Origin of the sequence: uncultured Ferrimonas sp. (genome assembly GCF_947489035.1) — a bacterium.
In the GTDB taxonomy this organism is placed as follows: domain Bacteria; phylum Pseudomonadota; class Gammaproteobacteria; order Enterobacterales; family Shewanellaceae; genus Ferrimonas.
In genome coordinates, this window is sequence record NZ_CANLCI010000038.1 from 1 (window position 1) to 19,494 (window position 19,494).

At 54.0% G+C, this 19,494-nt stretch carries 19 protein-coding genes; 12 read left to right on the forward strand and 7 right to left on the reverse strand.

Annotated features, from left to right (window positions below; all coding sequences use genetic code 11):
• From Q0796_RS17010 to Q0796_RS17025, 4 genes are all read left to right on the forward strand, one after another.
• A partial coding sequence (locus Q0796_RS17010; protein ID WP_298445365.1) for a hypothetical protein occupies positions 1–218 on the forward strand: 218 nt, incomplete at its 5' end.
• A complete protein-coding gene (locus tag Q0796_RS17015; RefSeq protein ID WP_298445368.1) occupies positions 197–691 on the forward strand; it encodes a VC2046/SO_2500 family protein in 495 nt (164 codons plus the stop codon). The genes Q0796_RS17010 and Q0796_RS17015, both read left to right, overlap by 22 nt.
• 355 nt (positions 692–1,046) lie before the next feature.
• The gene (locus Q0796_RS17020) at positions 1,047–1,325 is read left to right on the forward strand and encodes a DUF406 family protein (protein ID WP_298445369.1); all 279 of its coding nucleotides are present in this window, start codon (positions 1,047–1,049) and stop codon (positions 1,323–1,325) included.
• An 88-nt stretch (positions 1,326–1,413) separates the two neighbouring features.
• Positions 1,414–3,564, forward strand: a complete 2,151-nt coding sequence (locus tag Q0796_RS17025; protein WP_298445372.1) for an EAL domain-containing protein — start codon at positions 1,414–1,416, stop codon at positions 3,562–3,564.
• Here Q0796_RS17025 and Q0796_RS17030 read toward each other — a convergent pair.
• On the reverse strand, positions 3,561–4,019 hold the full coding sequence (locus tag Q0796_RS17030; protein WP_298445375.1) for a YchJ family protein: 459 nt from the start codon (positions 4,017–4,019) through the stop codon (positions 3,561–3,563). The two genes, Q0796_RS17025 and Q0796_RS17030, sit on opposite strands and share 4 nt — an antisense overlap.
• Positions 4,016–4,528, reverse strand: a complete 513-nt coding sequence (locus Q0796_RS17035; RefSeq protein ID WP_298445377.1) for a nuclear transport factor 2 family protein — start codon at positions 4,526–4,528, stop codon at positions 4,016–4,018. Before Q0796_RS17035 ends, Q0796_RS17030 begins: the two co-directional genes overlap by 4 nt.
• A 245-nt stretch (positions 4,529–4,773) precedes the next feature.
• On the opposite strand from Q0796_RS17035, the gene smrA reads away from it, so the two are divergent.
• Positions 4,774–5,352 carry a DNA endonuclease SmrA gene (gene smrA, locus Q0796_RS17040; protein WP_298445379.1) on the forward strand — a complete coding sequence of 193 codons (579 nt, stop codon included), beginning with the start codon at positions 4,774–4,776 and terminating at the stop codon, positions 5,350–5,352.
• Positions 5,353–5,429: 77 nt separating this feature from the next.
• Here the strand turns inward: smrA and Q0796_RS17045 are convergent, their stop codons facing one another.
• Genes Q0796_RS17045 through Q0796_RS17055 form a run of 3 tightly spaced genes read right to left on the reverse strand, consistent with a single transcriptional unit; the run spans position 5,430 to position 10,589 of the window.
• Entirely contained in the window at positions 5,430–8,477 is a 3,048-nt protein-coding gene (locus tag Q0796_RS17045; RefSeq protein WP_298445382.1) for an efflux RND transporter permease subunit, read from the reverse strand.
• On the reverse strand, positions 8,474–9,538 hold the full coding sequence (locus Q0796_RS17050; protein ID WP_298445384.1) for an efflux RND transporter periplasmic adaptor subunit: 1,065 nt from the start codon (positions 9,536–9,538) through the stop codon (positions 8,474–8,476). The genes Q0796_RS17045 and Q0796_RS17050 overlap by 4 nt, the downstream gene beginning before the upstream one ends.
• A gap of 1 nt (position 9,539) precedes the next feature.
• Positions 9,540–10,589, reverse strand: coding sequence for an efflux RND transporter periplasmic adaptor subunit (locus Q0796_RS17055; RefSeq protein ID WP_298445386.1), 1,050 nt, complete (start codon positions 10,587–10,589; stop codon positions 9,540–9,542).
• Positions 10,590–10,717: 128 nt separating this feature from the next.
• Between Q0796_RS17055 and Q0796_RS17060 the strand changes: the two genes are divergently transcribed.
• A complete protein-coding gene (locus Q0796_RS17060) occupies positions 10,718–11,431 on the forward strand; it encodes a TetR/AcrR family transcriptional regulator (protein ID WP_298445389.1) in 714 nt (237 codons plus the stop codon).
• A 7-nt stretch (positions 11,432–11,438) separates the two neighbouring features.
• Here the strand turns inward: Q0796_RS17060 and Q0796_RS17065 are convergent, their stop codons facing one another.
• Positions 11,439–12,251, reverse strand: a complete 813-nt coding sequence (locus Q0796_RS17065; protein WP_298445391.1) for a hypothetical protein — start codon at positions 12,249–12,251, stop codon at positions 11,439–11,441.
• A 212-nt stretch (positions 12,252–12,463) separates the two neighbouring features.
• A complete protein-coding gene (locus tag Q0796_RS17070; RefSeq protein ID WP_298445393.1) occupies positions 12,464–14,272 on the reverse strand; it encodes a M2 family metallopeptidase in 1,809 nt (602 codons plus the stop codon).
• Between the two features lie 341 nt (positions 14,273–14,613).
• Here Q0796_RS17070 and Q0796_RS17075 point away from each other — a divergent pair, with 341 nt between their 5' ends.
• The 6 genes from Q0796_RS17075 to Q0796_RS17100 all read left to right on the forward strand — a co-directional run bounded on the left by Q0796_RS17075 (position 14,614) and on the right by Q0796_RS17100 (position 19,366).
• Positions 14,614–15,276: a TetR/AcrR family transcriptional regulator gene (locus tag Q0796_RS17075; RefSeq protein WP_298445396.1), complete on the forward strand. Its 663-nt coding sequence runs from the start codon at positions 14,614–14,616 to the stop codon at positions 15,274–15,276.
• A 495-nt stretch (positions 15,277–15,771) separates the two neighbouring features.
• The gene (locus Q0796_RS17080; protein WP_298445397.1) at positions 15,772–16,287 is read left to right on the forward strand and encodes a hypothetical protein; all 516 of its coding nucleotides are present in this window, start codon (positions 15,772–15,774) and stop codon (positions 16,285–16,287) included.
• On the forward strand, positions 16,287–17,204 hold the full coding sequence (locus Q0796_RS17085) for a sterol desaturase family protein (protein ID WP_298445400.1): 918 nt from the start codon (positions 16,287–16,289) through the stop codon (positions 17,202–17,204). Before Q0796_RS17080 ends, Q0796_RS17085 begins: the two co-directional genes overlap by 1 nt.
• The gene (locus Q0796_RS17090; RefSeq protein ID WP_298445403.1) at positions 17,173–17,850 is read left to right on the forward strand and encodes a response regulator transcription factor; all 678 of its coding nucleotides are present in this window, start codon (positions 17,173–17,175) and stop codon (positions 17,848–17,850) included. The genes Q0796_RS17085 and Q0796_RS17090 overlap by 32 nt, the downstream gene beginning before the upstream one ends.
• A gap of 10 nt (positions 17,851–17,860) precedes the next feature.
• Entirely contained in the window at positions 17,861–19,153 is a 1,293-nt protein-coding gene (locus Q0796_RS17095) for a HAMP domain-containing sensor histidine kinase (RefSeq protein ID WP_298445405.1), read from the forward strand.
• Between the two features lie 60 nt (positions 19,154–19,213).
• The gene (locus Q0796_RS17100) at positions 19,214–19,366 is read left to right on the forward strand and encodes a hypothetical protein (RefSeq protein WP_298445407.1); all 153 of its coding nucleotides are present in this window, start codon (positions 19,214–19,216) and stop codon (positions 19,364–19,366) included.
• The last annotated feature ends 128 nt before the right edge of the window (positions 19,367–19,494 follow it).

A 19,494-nucleotide genomic window follows, 5' to 3' on the forward strand; every position in this document is an offset into this window, starting at 1 on the left:
GACGGATTCGAACCATCGAAGGCAGTGCCATCAGATTTACAATCTGGTCCCTTTGGCCACTCGGGAACCCCTCCACAAGTGCGGCGTATACTATCAATTTCGTTTGGGCTGTAAAGCCAAAAGAGCAATTTTTTTCTAAAGTTTTAATGCTTTCGCCCGATAAACCTTATGAACGCTTTGTTTTTGGATATTTTCTATGCGCACTGACGCCATTTTAGTCAACGAATTACAACTCGGAGATTCCCTGAGCCAAGCGGTTCAGCAGGATCGCCGTGGGGATTTTTCGTTGCTGCTGGCGATGATGGTGCAAGATGTTCGTTTTCAAAGCCAATTTCAGCTCAAAAAAGATGACCAAGGCGAAGCGCTGCCATTACGCCAGCAGATGCAACTGTCTGAGCCGCAGCCATTAACTGAGCAATATCAGCAAGACAGCCGAGCCCAAGCCAATGCCGACGCCTTCCACCAGGGTGGGCTGGCCCAAAGCCGCTTACAACATTGTTTGCAACCGGAGCCGTTGGATTTACGCGGTGAACATCCGGTTGGGTTGCAGCAAGCGTTGGAAAACGCCGAGCCGTGGCAAAGTAAGCGCGAACAAGTCGCTAAGCAGATGACCACCTTTCCACAACAGATGGATCTGGCCAATTTAATTGCTCAACAGCGCTTGCAAAGCGCGGCACTGTACGCGGCTTGACTCTGCACCCTTTCGCCCAATCTCTCCCTTTTCTGTAGCACGCCTTTGATCGCAACCTCGGCATCCCAGCTTGGGGGCGAACCTCAAAACCCAGTCAGTTATCTATAGTATAAGCGGCACTCTGGCTTGCTTCCTGTGTGGTTGCGGTTTTGCATGCGTCGCTGCTGCGATTTGGTAACGGCTTGAGCGAGAACGGGCAATTCCTGAGGGCGAACAGGCTGTGGTTTTATCGATTAACCTTATCGAAGCTGTGGCCATGTTGAACCCAGTGGCTGTGATCGTAATCACGGTCATTGTTGGTGCTCACCCTATAATCAACGCCAATTTCCCCGATTCAGATCTGTAGAGGCACATTATGTCCCTGAAACACGACCACACTGCAGCGGATTGCTGTGGCGCTTACGCTGATATTGGCAGCGTAATTTCAGCCGAAGATAACACCTTAGACATCGATTTTAACGCTGCGGATGAAGCGGCGGGCACAGCCCAATTTGAGCAGCTGTTAAGCCGTGCTCAAGCGCGCTTTGCCGAAGTAAGCGGCAGTGCACAGTGGCACGCCGAAGAAAATGCAATCAAAGGCACAATCGTCTTTAGTTGCGCGGCTGAGCGACTGATTTTTGAGATGGGCGCGTAAGCCGACAAAAACACGGTGACAGCATTGATCAAACAGGGGCTACAGGATACTGTAGCCCCTGTTTTTTGTTGTCAGGTAAGACTAATCTATGGCGTTATCGATAGCTGAATCGGCGGCAGAGCAATCTGCTACATCCGCCTCCAGTGACGGCAATTTTGCCTTGGCAGCCCAACAAGCTGCGATACAGATAAACCAAGATTATCAGTCGATCACTTGTGGTATATGGTTGTTTTCCGATGAGAAGTCGGCGTTACTGCCGGTCTGTCGTGTCTCGGAACGCAATGGTTACTACGGTGAAGTAAGTCTTACCCGCCGCAACTACCCCATTTTTTTCCAGTACTTTGAGAGCAATCGAGTGCTGGCTGCCGAAGCGGCGCGACTGCATCCGGCCACCTCTGGTTTTAATCGCCAATTCTTTATTCCCCAAGGAACCCATTCGTTATTGGCCGTTGGCATTGAAGTGAATGGCGAATTGCAGGGCTTGATCACCTTAGAGTTCGATCAACCCAGCAGTTGGGGGCCTGATGTCATCATCAGCTTGCAGCAAGTGGCCACCGATCTGGCGGACGAGCTCAATAAGACTCGGCAGTTAGAGCAGCAAGCCCAGAATCTGCTCTTTCGTTACGCCATCGAGCAAACCAATCAACGGCTGTTGGTGGTGGACGCCCAAACGTTGCAAATTGTGTTTGCTAATCGCGCGCACGTGCGCTTTTCTGGCCGCCCGATTGAACGCATTGTTGGCCAATCGGTACGCACCCTACGTACCTTCGAACAAGCCCCAGAGCAAGCTGAAGTTGTGATGAATCAGGTGCTTGCCGACAAGCACGCCGATGGCGAAATGAGCCTAGTCAGCCAAGACGGCCGCACCCATTGGTTCCGCTATCAGATTGACGCCATTGACGTTGATGGGTGCGAATACTTACTGATCATCTCGGAAGACATCTCCGGCGCTCGCAGTCATCAGCATGAATTAGAACTGCTGGCGTGGAACTGCGCCTTAACGGGGCTTTCTAATCGAGCGCGTTTTCTTAGCCACATTCAGCAACGGGAACTGTCGTTGTTGCTGTTGGTGGATGTGAAGGGGTTCCGCAGTTTTAATGATCTGTACGGCGAGCAAGTTGGCGATGGCGTGCTGCAAGAAGTGGCACGACGTTTACGTAACTGTGGCGACATTTTAGGGACCGAGCGGGTTTATCGCATCGGTGCCGATGAATTTGTGTTGGCGTTTACCGCCGAGCCCAACAAAAGCTGTGAGCAGATCGCCACCATGATCGGCAAGCGTTTAAGCGCCGAAATCATCATTGGTGGTCAGCAGTATCGGATTGATGCCACCGTGGCTGGGTTGAACTTGCAGATCCTATCAACCCAGATCACCCCGTTGGCCGCGCTGGATATGGCGATGGCCGAAGCGAAAAACGGCCGATTCTTCCAGCTGTACGACAGCCAACTGCAGCAGTCCTTTTTGGATCAGGCGCAGCTTGAGGTGGAACTGACCTCGGCGGTATCGCGGCGGCAACTGGTGCTGCACTACCAACCGTTGATCGACGTGAAAGAGGCGCAGATCTCCGGAGCCGAAGCGTTGATCCGCTGGCAACATCCCCGCTTAGGGCTGCTTTTTCCTGGGCGCTTTATCGACATTGCCGAACGCAGTGGTTTGATTGAACCGATTGGTCGCTGGGTGCTGGAATCGGCGCTGTATCAACTGTATTTGTGGCAGCGCCGCTGGCCGGATCTGAAGATGCACGTCAACGTGTCGGTTAAACAGTTGCTGGCCGAAGAGTTTTACGAGATCTGCTGGAATCAGCTTAATCGTTATCGGGTGAAGCCCGGCAGTTTTGTGTTGGAAATCACCGAAAACACCTTGATGGAAGATGTGGAATCGGTTAGCCAGCTGTGCGATCAACTGGGCGAATTAGGCTTGGTGCTGGCGATCGATGATTTTGGTACCGGTTACAGCTCGATGAGTTACCTAAAGCAGCTGCCGGTGCAAAAGCTGAAGATTGACCGTTCTTTTGTGGCGGATCTGGAGCACTCGAAAGAGAGCCGACAAATTGTGCCGGCGATCATCGCCATGGGCAAAGCCTTGAACATGAGCATTACCGCTGAAGGGGTCGAGAACGGCTACCAAGAGCAGTTTTTGCGTACCCATCTGTGCGATGAGATCCAAGGCTTCCTATACAGTAAAGCGATCCCAGCGCAGCAGTTTGAAAGCAAATTGACCGAATCTTACCTGGTTTAACCGCAGCAGCGCTTAAACTTGTTGCCAGAGCCACAAAGGCAGGGATCGTTGCGGCCGGGTAGGGCGGGGTTTGGCTTAATGTCACCATCGCGGTAATACCATAAACCTTGCTCGCAGCTAAAGCGCGACCGTTCGTGCAGTGCCTGCAACTTCCCGTGTTGCTTATACCAAGCGCAAAACTCCACTTCCCCTTGATCCTGCTGTTGGCTGAAATCGACGATCTGCAGCGCATGCCATTGGGTTTCTTGGCACGCTTGTGCCAGTTCCGCTTCCGTTAATTGGCCGCGAAATTCGGGGTGGTGGGTGCGTAATAGATAGGCCGCTTCCCCTTTCACAAAAGCACAATAGCGCGATGCCATCAGTTGTTGGGGGGATTGGGCTGGGCGTTGTTGTTGGTGCAGAGGCTGGCAGCAATCGGCGTAGGCTTGCTTGCTGCCACAAGGACAATGGCTCATGGTTTTTTCGGTTTAACGACAGGGGACGGCATTGTCTCGAAAGCGTCATCGTAAACCAAGCCTGCAACCGGTTTTGACTGCAAAAACAGTTCCTGTTGCACCCGATTGGAGGAGTCAGCCAAGATCTGCCACTGGCCTTGTTCATTTTTCATAAAGGTGAATAGGAATTTACCGCCAAATTGCGAGGTAGGCTCGCCGCTGTCGTGGGGTGGGCGATAACGCATTTGGTAGTAACCGGCATCAATCACGATGTCGTCGTGGACGATGCGATTGCTGCAGCGAAAACGGATCTCAATGCTGGCGTCGCGTTTTTCAACCTTGGTAAACCACTTGTTGTACGCGGCAAGAATGTCGTTGCGACCATCAACGAAGGGCTGTTTATCAGAGATCCCCATCATTAACGCATCGTTATGGTACTGCTGTTTCAGCGTGGCCACATCCAGCTCCTGATGCGCCTGCGTAAACCGCTGGTACACGTTATTGATGGAATCGTTGTCGCTGGTAGCCATGACTGTCAGCGGCATCGCCACTAGAGCGAACAGCCAGTTCGAAATTCGCAAATCGACCTCTAAGTTGTTGGGATTGGCATTATTTTGGCTTGCCGCCAATTTTTGTAAAGTGGAAAAGCTTTACAATTTGTGAGACGCAGTGCCAGTTGTTCGGTTTAACAGCATCCGCACGGCGCAGCATTGGGTTTGCGCTCGGCCTCGGTATACTTACTGGCATCACCAACCGCCAACCGCAGGATTAGCATATGACCCACGATGAACAAGATCTCTTTCTGGCGGAGATGGCTGACGTACAGCCGTTGGTTGGCAACGATAAGAGTGCCCAACACCAGCGCCAACAAGTGACCGAAGCCCAGCTGGCACGGCGTGCTGCGGCACAGGCCAGCAGCGAACAGCAAGAGGATCAGCTGACCCTTGAAGCGGTTGAGTTAGTGGATCCAGAAGACATTATTGGCTGGACGCGCGGCGGCATGCAGCACGGGGTGTACAAAAATCTGCGCTTGGGTAAGTACAGCGTTGATGCCCGTTTGGATCTGCATGGGTTGTCGGTGGCGGAGTCGCGCACCGCCTTGCTGCAATTTGTCAGCGATTGTCAGCGTACCGACATTCGCAGCGCGTTAGTGCTGCATGGCAAGGGGCTGCATTCAAAACCGTTTCGCGGCATTTTAAAAAGTTACTTGGCGAAGTGGCTGCCCTGCGTGCCGGAGGTGCTGGCGTTTCACAGTGCCCAGCCCCACCATGGCGGCACGGGCGCGGTGTATGTTTTGATGAAGAAAAGCCCCCGCGAGAAGCTGGAAAACCGTGAACGCCACCAAAAAAAGTAGCCGTAACCCGATATAAAAAAACGCCCGCATTATGCGGGCGTTGTTGTGTTTGAGCCGCAGCGCTTGCTGCCGAGTGCTTAGTTCATCGCGGCGGGCTCGTTTACTCCGTGCAACAGAGCGTACAGCACGGGTACGATCACCAAGGTGAGGATGGTAGCAAAGGCCAAACCAAACATAATGGTCACCGCCATTGAGGCAAAGAAGGCATCAAACACCAGTGGCACCAAGCCCAAGATGGTGGTCATGGCGGCCATGGTAACCGGCCGCACGCGGCTGATGGCGCTGTCGATCAACGCTTGGTACGGGGCTTTGCCGCTGGTGAGCTCTAGGTTGATCTGATCCATCAGGACGATGCCATTTTTCAAAATCATGCCGCTTAAGCTCAACAGCCCCAATAAGGCGGTAAAGGTAAACGGTTGATTGGTGATCAACAGGCCGATGGTGACGCCAATCAGCGACAGCGGCACGGTAAACCAGATCACCGCCGGTTGACGGAACGAGTTAAACAGTAACACGGTGATGATGAACATAAACAGGTAGCCCATCGGTAACGACGAGAACAGCATGGTTTGGGCGTCGTTCGAGCTTTCATACTCTCCACCCCATTCCAGCTGATACCCTTGGGGCAACGATAACGCTTCAACCTGCGGTCGAATGCGACCAAACAGTTGGGCGGCGGTTTCATCCCCCAGCACGTTGTGATCGGCCAGCACGGTAATGGTGCGTTTGCGATCTTTTCGTTGGATCAGAGATTCCGCGGCCACCAGTTCAACCTTACGCACCACCTGCTGCAACGGCACATAGTGCATCAAACTGGGGCTGAAGATCTTCAGGTTATCCAAGGTGGCGTAGTCGTCGCGATACTGTTGCTCTAAGCGAGTCACAATTGGCAGCATGCGGGTGCCGTCGCGGTAGGTGCCTACTACGGTGCCACCAAAGGCCATCTTCAGGGTTTGGGCAATGGCATCTTTGCTGATCCCAAGGCGCCGCGCCTGTGATTCATCCACCACGGGGTGCAGCTCTTTGGTGTGTTCGCGCCAATCGTGGCGTACCCCACGGGCGCCGCTGTCTTGGCGCAGAATGTCTTCAACCTGCGCGGCCAACTGGCGTAACACTTTTGGATCCGCACCGCTTAATCGAGCTTCAATTTTCGATTTTGGCGAGGGGCCAAACTCCATCAATTTGGTTTGGAACTGAGCCTGACTGAAGCGCTGCGGCAGCTCTTTATCCAGCTGTTTGGCCAGTGCCATCATGCTGTCTAGATCGGCGCTGCGGATCGCCATCTGCGAATAAGAGGCGTAAGACTTCTCCGGCGCGTAGGTTAGGGTAAAGCGCGGTAAACCTTGGCCGACGGTGCTGGCGACAAATTCGGTTTGTGGCTGGGCCAATACGTATTGTTCAACCTGCTTTAAAACCGCTTCGGTTTGGCGAATGTCACTGCCTTCAGGCAGCCACATGTCCAGATAGAACATCGGTGTGTTGGACGGCGGGAAGAACGCTTGTTTCACTTGGCTGAAGCCACCCAGTGCCGCCCCCAACATCAACACCATCACCAACACGGTGGTTTTGCGAAAACGCAGGGTTGAGCGTAATAAGAAGCGGAACACCCCAAACAGCTTGCCCGCGTAGGGATCGACAGTCTGTTGATCGGCTTTGGGGGCTTGCAGCAGCATGTCGGCTAAAAATGGGGCGAGGGTTAACGCGGTAACCCAGCTTAAAAACAGCGAGAACAACAGCACGTAAAACAACGAGCCCATAAATTCGCCGGTGGCATCGGGCGATAGCCCAATCGGGGCAAACGCGACAATGGCGATGACGGTGGCGCCCAATAGCGGCCATTGAGTTTGCTTGACGATGTCGGCACAGGCTTGCAGCTTAGTGCGACCCCGTTGCAGCCCCACCAAGATCCCTTCCACCACCACAATGGCGTTATCCACCAACATCCCCAAGGCGATGATCAACGCGCCCAACGAGATCCGTTGCAGTTCGATGTCGCGATATTCCATGGCGATAAAAGTGCCGAGCATGGTCAGCAGCAGCACCGCACCAATGATCAAACCACTGCGAAAACCCATGGTGAACAGCAAAATCAGCACCACAATCGCGACCGCCTCAACTAATGAGATCAAGAAGCCATTAACGGAGTTTTCTACCTCTTGCGGTTGGTGGTACAGCGAGTTCAGTTCAATGCCCACAGGGCGATCTTGCAGCAGTTCGTTTAAGCGTTGATCCACCGCGCTGCCCACCTCGACCACGTTCACCCCTTTGGAGAAAGCGATGCCAAGGCTTAGGGCATTTTGGCCGTTGTAGCGCAGCAGATGTTGCGGGATCTCTTGGAAACCGCGCTTCAGGGTAGCCACATCACTGAGCCGCACCAATTGCCCCGAATCGCGGCCGTGAATGATCGGATCGATGCTGGAGCCTTGCGAGGTTAAGCGCAAGTACAGGGATTCGCCGCTGATGGTCATCTGGCCAGCATCAAGCACCGCGTTTTGTTCGGTCAGTAATTGGATAACATTACGCATATCCAAGTTGAGGGCGGCAAGGCGGGTCAGCGAGAGTTCGATGAACACCTGTTCTTGCTGATCGCCTTCAATGCTGATTTTACCAACGCCTTCAATCAACTCTAATTCGCGGCGCAGGCCATCCACGTATTGTTTTAGATCGTCAAATTGGTAGTTGTTGCCGGTGACAAGATAAAGCATGCCGTAAACGTCGCCAAAGTCATCCATGATCGACGGCGGCGCGGCGCCGCTGGGCAGTTGTGGCCGTAAATCGTTAATTTTGCGGCGCAGTTCATCCCAGATCTGCGGCAGCTCAAACTCATCGTATTCCATTTTCATGGTCACCATGATCTGCGACAAGCCCGGCGCCGAGGTCGAGGTGATCTTATCTACGTAGGGCAGGCGGCGGATCTCCCGCTCCAGTGGGTAGGTCAGTTCCTCTTCAACTTCTTCGGCGGTGGCGCCCGGGTAGGCGGTGATCACCATCGCTTCTTTAATGGTAAAGGAGGGATCCTCCAATCGGCCTAAATTTAGGAACGAGTTGGCGCCGCCAATGGCGAGCAGGATCAGAAATAACCAGCTGATCACTCGAAATTTGATGGAATATGTGGCGATGTTCATTGCGGCTTAGACTCCTTGGAAACCACCTCAACGTGCTGATTAGGACGCAGCTGGGATAAACCGCTGCTGATCAATTGTTGCCCTTGGGCGAGGGCGCCGCTGATCAACGCGCCGTGTTGATCGATGCGTTCAATGGCGATGGTGAGCGGTTGCACCTGTTGTTGCTCTAGGCGCCACACTCGGAAACCGCCGTCGCTGCCGTTGGCTTCAATGGCCGTTAGCGGTACGTGAAAGCCTTTTACTTGTGGCAACCCCGCGGCAGCCATGTCGACGCGCACTTTAACCGCTTCCCCAGGCAGCAGCGCGGTGGCGGCATCGGCGGTTAAGCGGGCACTGAAGGCGCCGCTGTTTGGATCCAGTTGCAGGGATTGTTCTAGAAACGACATCGGCAAAGGGTGTGGGTGGGCATCGGATTGCACTAACGGCTGATAGCTGCGATCCCGCAGTAACGCCGTTGCGCCCAGCAGCAGGGTGTCTGGCAGCTGCACTTCCACATCGATGCGATCATTGCGGTAGATGGTGAGCACGCTTTCGCCGGCCGCAACGGTTTCAAATTGCTCTTTGTCGACTTGGTTGATCACCCCGCTGAAGGGGGCACGTAACACGCTGTACTTCAGCTGAGCCGCTGCCATGTCTAAGGTGATTTTGGCCAAGCGCGCTTGGGCGCTCAACTCATCAAATTCGGACTGCGCCAATAACTGCTGCTGCAGCATGGGGGCACTGCGTTGCAGGTTGCGTTGCAATAGCTGATGTTGGGCGTTGGCATCGTGCCATTGCTGGCGGATGCTGGCGTCATCTAGGCGCGCCAATGGCTGGCCTTGGGTTACTTGTTGCCCCGGCAGTACCGAAACGTCGGCTAATTTACCGTTGATGCGAAACGCCAACGGGGTCAGTTCGGCCACCGCCACTTGGCCGGTGAACACCCGCTCATTGAGCTGTTGCGGGGCGGCTAAGGTCAAGGTGCTGACCGGCTGCAGCGCAATAACGGCCTCGGCTTCCGGTTTGCTGCAACCGCTTAACAGGGCGCTGGCGATAAGGGTGATGAGCAGAGATTTGTGCATCTTAGATCCCTCGCTCACGTTGCCACACTCGCACTTGCTGTTGTGGTTGCAGTTGCTTGGTTGCGGCGGCAACGATGCGATCGCCGGGGCGAAGGCCACTCAACAGTTTGTTGTTGCTGTCTAAGGTGATGGTGACCGCTTGCAGGCGGTTGTTGCTGTCGATTTTCCATACCTGAGCCTGCTGCGCTTGGCGATTAAACAGCGCCCCAGCTGGCAGGGCAATGGGCTGCTCTAGGCTGGTGGGCAGCAGTTCAACCCACGCGTTCATGCCAGTCAGCACATTAACGTTGTTGGGCCGGGGCAGGGTTAGGGTGATGCGGTAGCTGTTGGTGTCAGGATCCGGTTGGGACGCAAACTCCTTTACCGCAGCGCCGGGGTGGCGCTGGCTTAAATGACCAAAGCGGATCTGTGCGTGGCTTAATGCGTCTTGACCGGGGGTAGCGTATGGCACCGGCAAGTTAAAACGCACATCCAGTTGGTCGTTATTTTCGATGGTCATGATGGCGCTATTGGCGGCCATCACTTGGCCATTTTTGACCATGGTGTAAGCCACGTAACCGTCAAAAGGCGCGCGCAAAATGGTGTCGTCCAGATCCACCTTGGCTTGGCGCAGACGCGCTTGGGCGGTGATCATGTCGGTTTGGCTGCGATCAAACTGATCTTCGCTGATCAGCTGTTGGGTGAACAGCTGTTGGTCGCGAGTAGCGCGTATGGTCGCCAGATCAAATTCGGCCTGCCGCGCTTGTAAAGCAAGCTGGTAATCGGTGGGATCGAGCTCGGCTAACAGTTGCCCTTCCAGTACGTAGTCGCCCATGCGAACCCACATCTGCTGTAACTGCCCTGGGATCCGAAACGCCATCTTGGCGTGATGGCTGGCTTCCACTTCGGCGGCAAACGGCGCAATGGTGCTGATTGGGCGAATTTCAAAGGCTTTGACCGGTTGGTTGAGCGCTTCGGTAGTGGCGGGTTGTGGGGGAACGTTGGCGTGCGTTGCGGTACTGCACAGCAGTAACAGCATGGCACTTAAGGCATAACGATTTTGAATTAACATGGTGTGGTGCTCGACATCAGGTTAGTTTACTATCCACTTGTATAGTGCATATGCTACACAAACGTATAGCAATCGGCAAATCCCATCATTGTGGTATAGTGTGCGGCGTCTAAACAGAGAGTGGATTTATGGCAGCAAAGAAAAGCGGACGGCAAAGTGCCGAGTCGGCTCAACAGACCAGAGATAGCATTGTTTGTGCAGCGGTAGAGCTGTTCGCAGATAAGGGCTTTGAAGCGGTTTCAGTGCGTGAAATTGCCGAAGCGGCGCAGGTCTCTCACGGTTTGATCCGGCACCACTTTGGGAATAAGTTGCAGATTTGGCATCGAATTTGTGAACTGATCGTCGACGACGTCAACTTAGAGCTGGAATACCTATTGCGGCATCTGGATGAGTCGTTGCAACCGAACGAACGCTTCTTTCAATTGTTGTCGACGTTACTGGCGTCGCACCTAAATGATCCACGCTTAATGAAACTGATGTCCGATGCGTTTCGTGGTGATCCAGAGAAGTTCGTGATCTTTAACAGCATGCCAGATTGCATTGAACAACTGATGCAAAGAGAGCTTACCAAGGTGCAACAGCAGGGCTATTTGTCGGGCTTGGTGGTGGATGAGGTGAAGTGGATGCTGTGCATGTTTGCTGATGCACCGGCCATGATGGAGCCGATGATGCTCGACATCTACGGTGCGCAACTGCAGCAGGCGCAGCTGCGCCATTGGCAATTCAGTTGCCGCATGATTGCCGCCATGCTGGGGGTGGACATCGCGACGCTGCCGCAGGTAAGCAGCTTGGCAGAAGTGGCGACACCGCGTGAGCAATATAACCCCTCCTGCCTGGCCTAAATGTGGCTTACTCCTCTTCGAGCAACACACCATACAGGTTTAAGTGATCGGCAAATTCGATGCCAACCCATACCAGATCGCCGGGGTTAATGTCGTATTCGCCGGCGATGGTTACTTGGCCATTGCCGTAGGCTTGGCCAAAGTAACGGCCAATGGCGCCATCCTCGCCAATGCTGTCAATCAAGATCAGCATCTCATCTTCCACTCGATTGTAATGCTTGCTGGCGCTGATGGGCTCTTGTTGCTCAAGCAGCTGCTGCTGACGCAAGCTGGCCACGGTGGCGTCGCCGCAGGTGTGGATCTCGAGCTGATCCAGCTGCGCGGCCAGTAACCAATCTTGCAGTAGCTCAAACTGGGCGGGGGTATCGTTGCCGATCAGTACGTGGCCTCGTACCACCAGATCTGGGCACTGCTCGCGCCAGTAATCCAGTTGATCCAAGGTGTTAATCTCTATCGCTGGGTGGCCTTCGGGCAGTAACTCTGGGCTTGGGTGAACGTAGTCCAGCTCGAAATAGGGCAACACTTGGCCAGTGGCCATCAGCGGCATCAGTTCATCCAGATTGGCACTGGGCTGGCACAGCGGCAGTCGCAGCCACATGCCCAGTTGCGTCAGTTGTTGGCACAGTTGGAACAGCGGTGGCGTGGTTTGGTTCGCCGCGTTATTGGCACCGTAAGCACAGCCATTGCTGCTATGTAGATGCAGTTCAACCACACCTTGTTGTTGCAGTTGCTGTGCCTGTTGCAGCAGCTGTTCAATGGGCTGATCTTGGCCGTGCTCGTTGGCCAGTGCCAAGGTGGCGATGTGGGCGTGTTGGGTCATGCAAAATTCCGTATGAGCCGAAGGGGAGATGAGCCGCAGTGTAGCATTGCTTGTGGGCTTCTTCGCGGCGGGCACGGTTGGGGAGCGCCACTATTTGTCGTTACTGGGCTCAAAGCCATCAGGGTGGGCAGAAAACCGCGACGCCGATGCAATAAAAAGGAGCGCCGAGGCGCTCCTTTTTGTCTTGCGGCTTGCAGCTTATGGGGTTTGGTTTACCAACCACACTGGCGATTCGCCGCTTGGTTTTGCTGATCCAACCACTGTTGCAGCGGGGCAAAGTAGTTCAGCAGGGCTTGGCCGCTCATCTGTTCGCTGCCGGTAACGGCCGCTAAGGCTTGCGGCCATGGCTGGCTTAAGCCCATCTCTAACATGGTGTTCAGCTTTGCGCCGGCTTCTTTGCTGTTGTAGATCGAACAGCGGTGGATAGGGCCGGTGTTGCCCGCTTCTTCACACAGCGCTTGGTAGAACTGGAATTGCAGAATGTGCGCTAAGAAGTAACGGGTGTACGGCACGCTGCCTGGTACGTGGTACTTAGCACCGGGATCGAAATCCGCTTCGCTGCGCTCAACCGGCGCCATTACGCCTTGGTACTGCTGGCGCAGATCCCACCACGCTTGGTTGTAGTTTTCTGGGGTGATTTCGCCAGAGAACACCTTCCAACGCCACTGATCAATCATCAACCCAAACGGCAGGAACGCGACCTTATCCAACGCTTGGCGCAACAACAGGCCAATGTCGGATTCAGCACTGGGTACTTGCTCAATCAGGCCAATCTGCTGCAAGTAATCGGGGGTGATGGACAGTGAGATAACGTCGCCAATCGCTTCGTGGAAGCCATCATTGGCGCTGTCTTTAAACAGGAACGGTTGGTTCTTGTAAGCGCGCTGGTAAATGTTGTGACCCAATTCGTGGTGGATCACTTTGAAGTCTTCGCCGTTTTTGCGAATGCACATCTTGATGCGGATGTCGTCTTCGTTGTCGAGATCCCAAGCCGAGGCGTGGCACACCACGTCGCGATCTTGCGGTTCAACAAACAGCGACCGCTCCCAGAAGGTTTGCGGCAGTGGCTCGAAGCCCATTGAGGTGAAGAACGCTTCAGCCTGCTGCACCATCTTCTTTTCATCGTAGTTATGCTCGGCCAGCAGCTGGGTCAGATCGTAACCGGGCCCAGGCATGTTGGCCGGAGCCACCACCGGGTAGATGTCGCCCCACTGCTGCGCCCACATGTTCCCCAGCAGGTGTGCTGGGATCGGTGAATTGAGCGGAACAACGTCATTGCCGTACTCGGCGTTCAGTTCGCCGCGGACGTAACAGTGCAGCGCTTCGTACAAAGGCTTTACCTCATTCCAGAGGCCATCAAGCTGCTGTGGAAACTGCTCGGCAGGCATGTCGTACTTGCTGCGCCACAGTTCACCGACGTTGTCATAGCCCAGCGATTGCGCCCCTTCGTTGGCCAGCGCCACTTGTTCTTCAAACAGCGGCCGCATCGGCTTGGCGATTTCACGCCAACCTTGCCACACCTGTTTCAGTTGCTCGGGATCGCGGCTTGACGCCATGATGGAAGACAGCTGTGGCTGGCTTAAGCACTTATCTTCGCTGAGGCAAAAACGGCCTTTGCCGTACAAGCCATTCAGTTCTGTACCCAGTTGCGCCATGCGCTGACTTTTGTCGGGATCCGTTGGGGCGGGCAGGGTGAGGGCGCGCTTGAGGATATCGAGCTTACGTCGCTCGGCTGGGGTTAGGGTGCTGGTGTCGATGCGGGCTGCGGCCGAGGCATAATGTACCGCTTTTTCGGTGTACATCTGCCCAGCTTCGCTGGCTAAGGCGGCGGTGTCTTCAGTGATGAAGTTGGAGTAGATCCACTCGGCGCGGCCGGCTTTCTCTACGGTAACCGCCATGTCTTGCTCGGCGTCGTTAATGAACTGCTGGGGTTCAATGTTGCTGTCGGCCGTGGTGCTGGCGCAGCCGGATAAAACGGCGACGCAGCTGGCGCTTAAAATCCATTTTAAAGAGTGTTGCACGATGTTGTCCCTGTTGTTTTTTCTTTGTTAATGGGCGTCGCTATGGTATCGGAACAGGCGCCGAGAAAAAAGCGCCGCCGACTAAAGAAAAAAGACTCGGTGGAAAGACAGATTGGGTTCACCGAGTCCAAGGGAGATGCGCCATCGTACGAGGCGCTAATCAGTGTGGTCGCTGGGGCAGGATTTACTGAGATAGCGTTCGATGGATTTCTTATGTAATAAGAATATTTCGTTCTAAAGCGCCACTTTCTAAGCCGGTTAGCGCGTTCAATTTTGACAAGTGCATACTGCGCCGCTTATTTTAAACGAACGTTTAATTTTAACAGCGTGGAAATTGAATCATGGCTAACCGGTTGACTACCAAAGACAGGATCCTAAATGCCGCCGAGCGATTGTTCGCTGAGCGTGGCTTTTCGGAAACGTCGTTGCGTTTGATTACCAGCAAGGCGGAAGTCAACTTGGCCTCGGTCAATTACCATTTTGGCTCTAAGAAAGAGCTGATCCAAGCGGTGCTTGCCCGCTATTTGGATCACTCCATGCCGGCGATGCTGCAAGCCTTGGCGCGCCTTGCCAAGCAGCCGCAACTGACCCTAGAAGATGTGTTTGAAGCCTTGGTTGAGCCATTGATGTCGGCCAACGAAGTGCGGCAAAACGGCACCGCGATATTTTTGCAGCTGTTGGGGCGAGGCTACATTGAAAGCCAAGGCCATTTGCGCTGGTTTGTGACAACCAATCACGGTGAAGTGCTCTCCAGTTTATCTCGGGTGGTGAATCGAGCTGCGCCCCATGTTTCGCCAGTGGAGGTGTTTTGGCGCTTGCACTTTACCTTGGGTACTTTGGTGTTCACCATGAGCTCATTTGATGCTTTAGCCGACATTGCCAAAGTGGATTACGACCAATCCAATAACGTTGAATCGGTGTTGCGACGGATCATTCCGTACTTAGCCGCCGGGGTGGCGGCACCAATGCCGCAGTTAGCGCCGCTGCCGGTGGTGGAATCGTAACGCTTAGGCGTTGGGGTTATTCTGATCGACAAACACCGCCGAGCGCGGTGTTTTTTGTTATTGAAAAATAAGCAAAAAAAAGCCCGCCGATTATCATCAGCGGGCAGGATTGAAATTCAATCAATAATCTAACAAGGAAGTTAAGCAAAAGAACCAGGGTACGTACTTGAAGTGCTCAAACTCAAATACGCCGGAATCTGTCTGACTAGCCAGGGTCTCCGATATGCGATGCATTGTAGGGGTGAATCGGCACTGCAACAAACGAGAAAAACTACCTGTGCCAGATTAGTTTTGCTAATGATTATTTTTGGCGTGGTGCCGCTAAAATGGCGGTTCTGGCGCGGCTTGTTGGCATTTTACCCTGTGGCCACATGAATTTATCGCAATAAACGTCCATCCGTAACAACTCCTCCACTGGCTTGGTTACCTTTTGTTTACCTGCTCTCTTTTAACCTGATGGCGAAATTCATTACGACGGTTAAAAAGGAGAGTTCGATGAATCTTGGTGGATCATTATTGATTACGGCAGCGATCGCTGTCGCAGTGGTTGTGGCATTGCAGTTTTCCTCGGCACAAGCCGCCACAGTGGCCGCACAGAAACCGGCGTTGGCCAGTGCCAGCAGCGCCACTATTTTGCTGCAGCGACGGATAGCATTAACCGAGACCCCCGCGATGTGGGTACAGTTTTATCAGCAGCAACAACAACCGTTAACCGCCAAGCAGCAACTGTTGGTGCGCTACAACAACTTTAACCCCGATTTTTCCGATGCTGATATCACCATTGCGGTTGCTGCTGAGCATCGCCGCGCCTTGGTACCGCAGCGGCTCGGCACCACCTTGTTGGCAACGGGTAACCACAGCGCCGAGACATTAACGCAGGCGTGGCAGCAAATTGATTATGGCCGCGGGGTTGCGGCGGTTGTAGAGATCCACGATCTCAATCAACATGGTTTACCCAATCAGAGTGAATTGACGGTGTACTACGGCAACGTTGCGCAGGAGCGTCGCTGATGGAATGGATGTCGCAAGCGTGGAGTGAAGCCAACGTCATCAATTTGGAAACTTGGCTTAATGATAACTTTCTGTTGTTGGCGTTAGCGCTCTTTATGCTGGAGCTGCTGCGTTACGCCATTAAGCGCCAACTCAGCTGGGATCTGCTGGGCGACAGCATCACCAACTTTATTACCTTAGCGCTGCTTATTGCGACGGTGTTTGTGGTTGGATTGGCTTACGTTGGTGGGTTCTTTTACGCCTACGAACACTTTGCCATCACGCCGTTGCCGATTAACGGCTGGACCATCCTCGGCTGTTTGTTGCTGGCGGATCTGGCTTACTACTGGGAGCACCGCTTTTTGCACAGCAATGGTTTGGCTTGGGGCACCCATTCGGTGCATCACAGCTCACCGTACTTCAATCTTTCGGTGGCGTACCGTTTTGGCCCGCTTGATTGGATGTTCCCATTTTTGTTTCATCTGCCGTTGGTGCTGCTTGGCTTTAACCCCTTGCTGGTGTTGCTGTGTGAAACGGTGGTGCAACTGTTCCAAACCTTATTGCATACCGAAGCGGTGAAGCGCTTGCCCTGTCCGATTGAAGCGATCTTTAATACGCCATCACACCATCGGGTGCACCACGCCACCAACCGAGCGTATCTGGACAAAAATTACGCGGGGATCCTCATCCTTTGGGATCGATGTTTTGGCACCTTTGCCAAAGAGGAGGAAACCGTGCGCTATGGGATCTTCCCTCGGATCAATTCGGTAAACCCCTTGAAAGTCTATTTTCATGGTTATTGGCGCCTTGGGCAGCAGTTGTGGCAGGCGCCCAATTGGCATTACCGCTGCAATTTATTGATAAAGCCACCGATTTGGGCGTGGCAACAGCTTCGGAGTAAAGAGGATGATCATCAACGCGCTCCTGATCGAAGATGACCGCGATTTGGCGGAAGCGATCAGTGACTATTTGGCATTAGAAGGCTACGAGTTTGATTTTGCCTACAATGGCGCCGCGGGGCTTAATCTGGCCTTGGCACAGCCATACGACATCATTCTAACCGACTTGAACATGCCCAAGATGGACGGCATCGATCTGTGCCAAGCGCTGCGGGATAACGGCATCAGTACACCGGTGCTGATGCTGACCGCCAGAGATCGCTTAGAGGATAAGATCAGCGGCTTTGAGGCGGGCTCTGACGATTATCTGGTTAAGCCGTTTGCGATGGCGGAGTTGAAGATGCGTTTGCAGGCGCTGTTGCGGCGTACGCAGGGGCGGCTTACCCAACTTAAGGTGGCGGATCTTCAGCTGGATCTGGACAGCCACCAAGCCAGTCGGGCGGGGCAACCGTTAAAGTTGCCGCCGCTGTGCTGGAAGATGCTGGTGTGCTTAATGCAGCACAGCCCAAATGTGGTCGCGCGTGCCAAATTAGAGCAGGCGGCGTGGGGCGATGAACTGCCCAGCCCAGATAGCGTTAAGGTGCATCTGTTTAAATTACGCCAAGCGGTGGATGCGCCGTTCGAGCGTAAGCTGATCCAAACCGTGCATGGGGTTGGAGTGGCGCTAAGGGTTGAAGCAGAATGAGCAAACTAGCATGAGTGAGACCAGCATCAGTAAAGTCAGCATCCAGCGTGACATCTATCTCTACCTGTTTGGCATCGTACTGCTGCTCAGTGGGATCTACCTGTTGATGATCAATCACAGTTACGAAGTGGGGCTGAACGAATCCGCCAAATATGGCTTTTTGTATGAGCTAAAGTTGGCCGAGCAGCACTACGTCAGCAGTGGCCAACTGCCGCAATATCAGAGCAATACGCTGCAGATCTACACCGACTGGACGCAGTTGCCGCGCCTGTTTCAACAGCAGTTCGATTGGGCGTCGTTTTATCCTGGCGCGATATATCAAACTTACCTTGCGGCTGAAACCGCAGGTAAGGGCCAATACCTCTACGCTGCGCTGCATCAAATCGACGGCACCGAGCAATATCTGTATGTGGTATCGCAATACGATGAAGCGCTCTACCTTGCGTTGTACCAACAGCACCCGCCGGAGGCGACGGCGCAATTTAACGCTTTTTATCTGCTGATTGCGCTGCTTCTGCTGCTGGTGTTTGTGGCGATGCGGCTGCTGATCCACCGCTTAACCAAGCCGATTTTACGGTTGTCACACTGGTCGAAATCGCTGGATCTGGACGACAGCGATACCCTATCGGGGCTGCGTTATCGCGAAGTGGATGGGTTAGCGCAGCGGTTAGTCGCCAGCGTCAAGGCCGAGCGCGAGGCGATTGAACGGGAAAGTTTTTTCTTAAGTGCCGCCAGTCACGAACTGCGTACCCCAGTTGCCACCATTTCGGCCAGTGGCGAGATGCTAACGCGCTTGCAGCAACAGTTGCCCGGCGCTGGCCAGCGGGCGGTCGCGCGCATTGAGCGAGCGGTGTCGTCGATGCAAACGCTGATCACCACTTTGCTGTGGCTCAGTCGTGATGCCGCCACCGAGCAAGCAAACGAGGGCATAAACGCGCCGCTGCTGTTGCAGGAGGTTGTCGACAGCCAGCGCTATTTGCTTGAAGGCAAAGCGGTAACGGTAACCATGGACGCCACTCACTCGACACTGCAGCTACCCAAAGAGTTGCTGCACATTGTGCTGACTAATTTGGTTCGAAACGCAATGCAACACTGCAGCGAAGGCGGCATCGACATTCAACTGGAGCCGCAAGGGATCCGTTTAATTAATGCCTGTGAACCGGCGCCAACGCCTGAGTTGCAGCCAACCTCTTTTGGCATTGGTTTGGTGCTGGTAGAGCGGATCTGTGCCATCCAAGGCTGGGCCTATCAGGTGCACCAGCAGCAGGGGCAATACCGCACCAGCATCCAATTCGCACCTTGATAACCAAAACTTTACCTTCGAGGTTTAAGCTGGCCCCATCAATCACAACGGAGAGTAACGATGGGCACTTGGCTTTTGGAAACCCTATTGTGGGCGGCAGTAACCGTGGCGGTGTGTGTGGCAATTTGGGGGGCAAATTTACCCAACATTTTGATGGCATTGGGGATCTCGGTTGGGGTGTCACTGCTGTTTGGCAACAGCTGGCGCAGTTAATGCCGTAAGCAAAGGTAGGCAGAGGGGGTGATTTGGGTTGCTGGGCGCCAGTGGCAATCGGTACACTGCCGCCAAGTCCGTCATAAATCAATAAATTGCGACGGCGATCACAACCAATCCATAGGGAG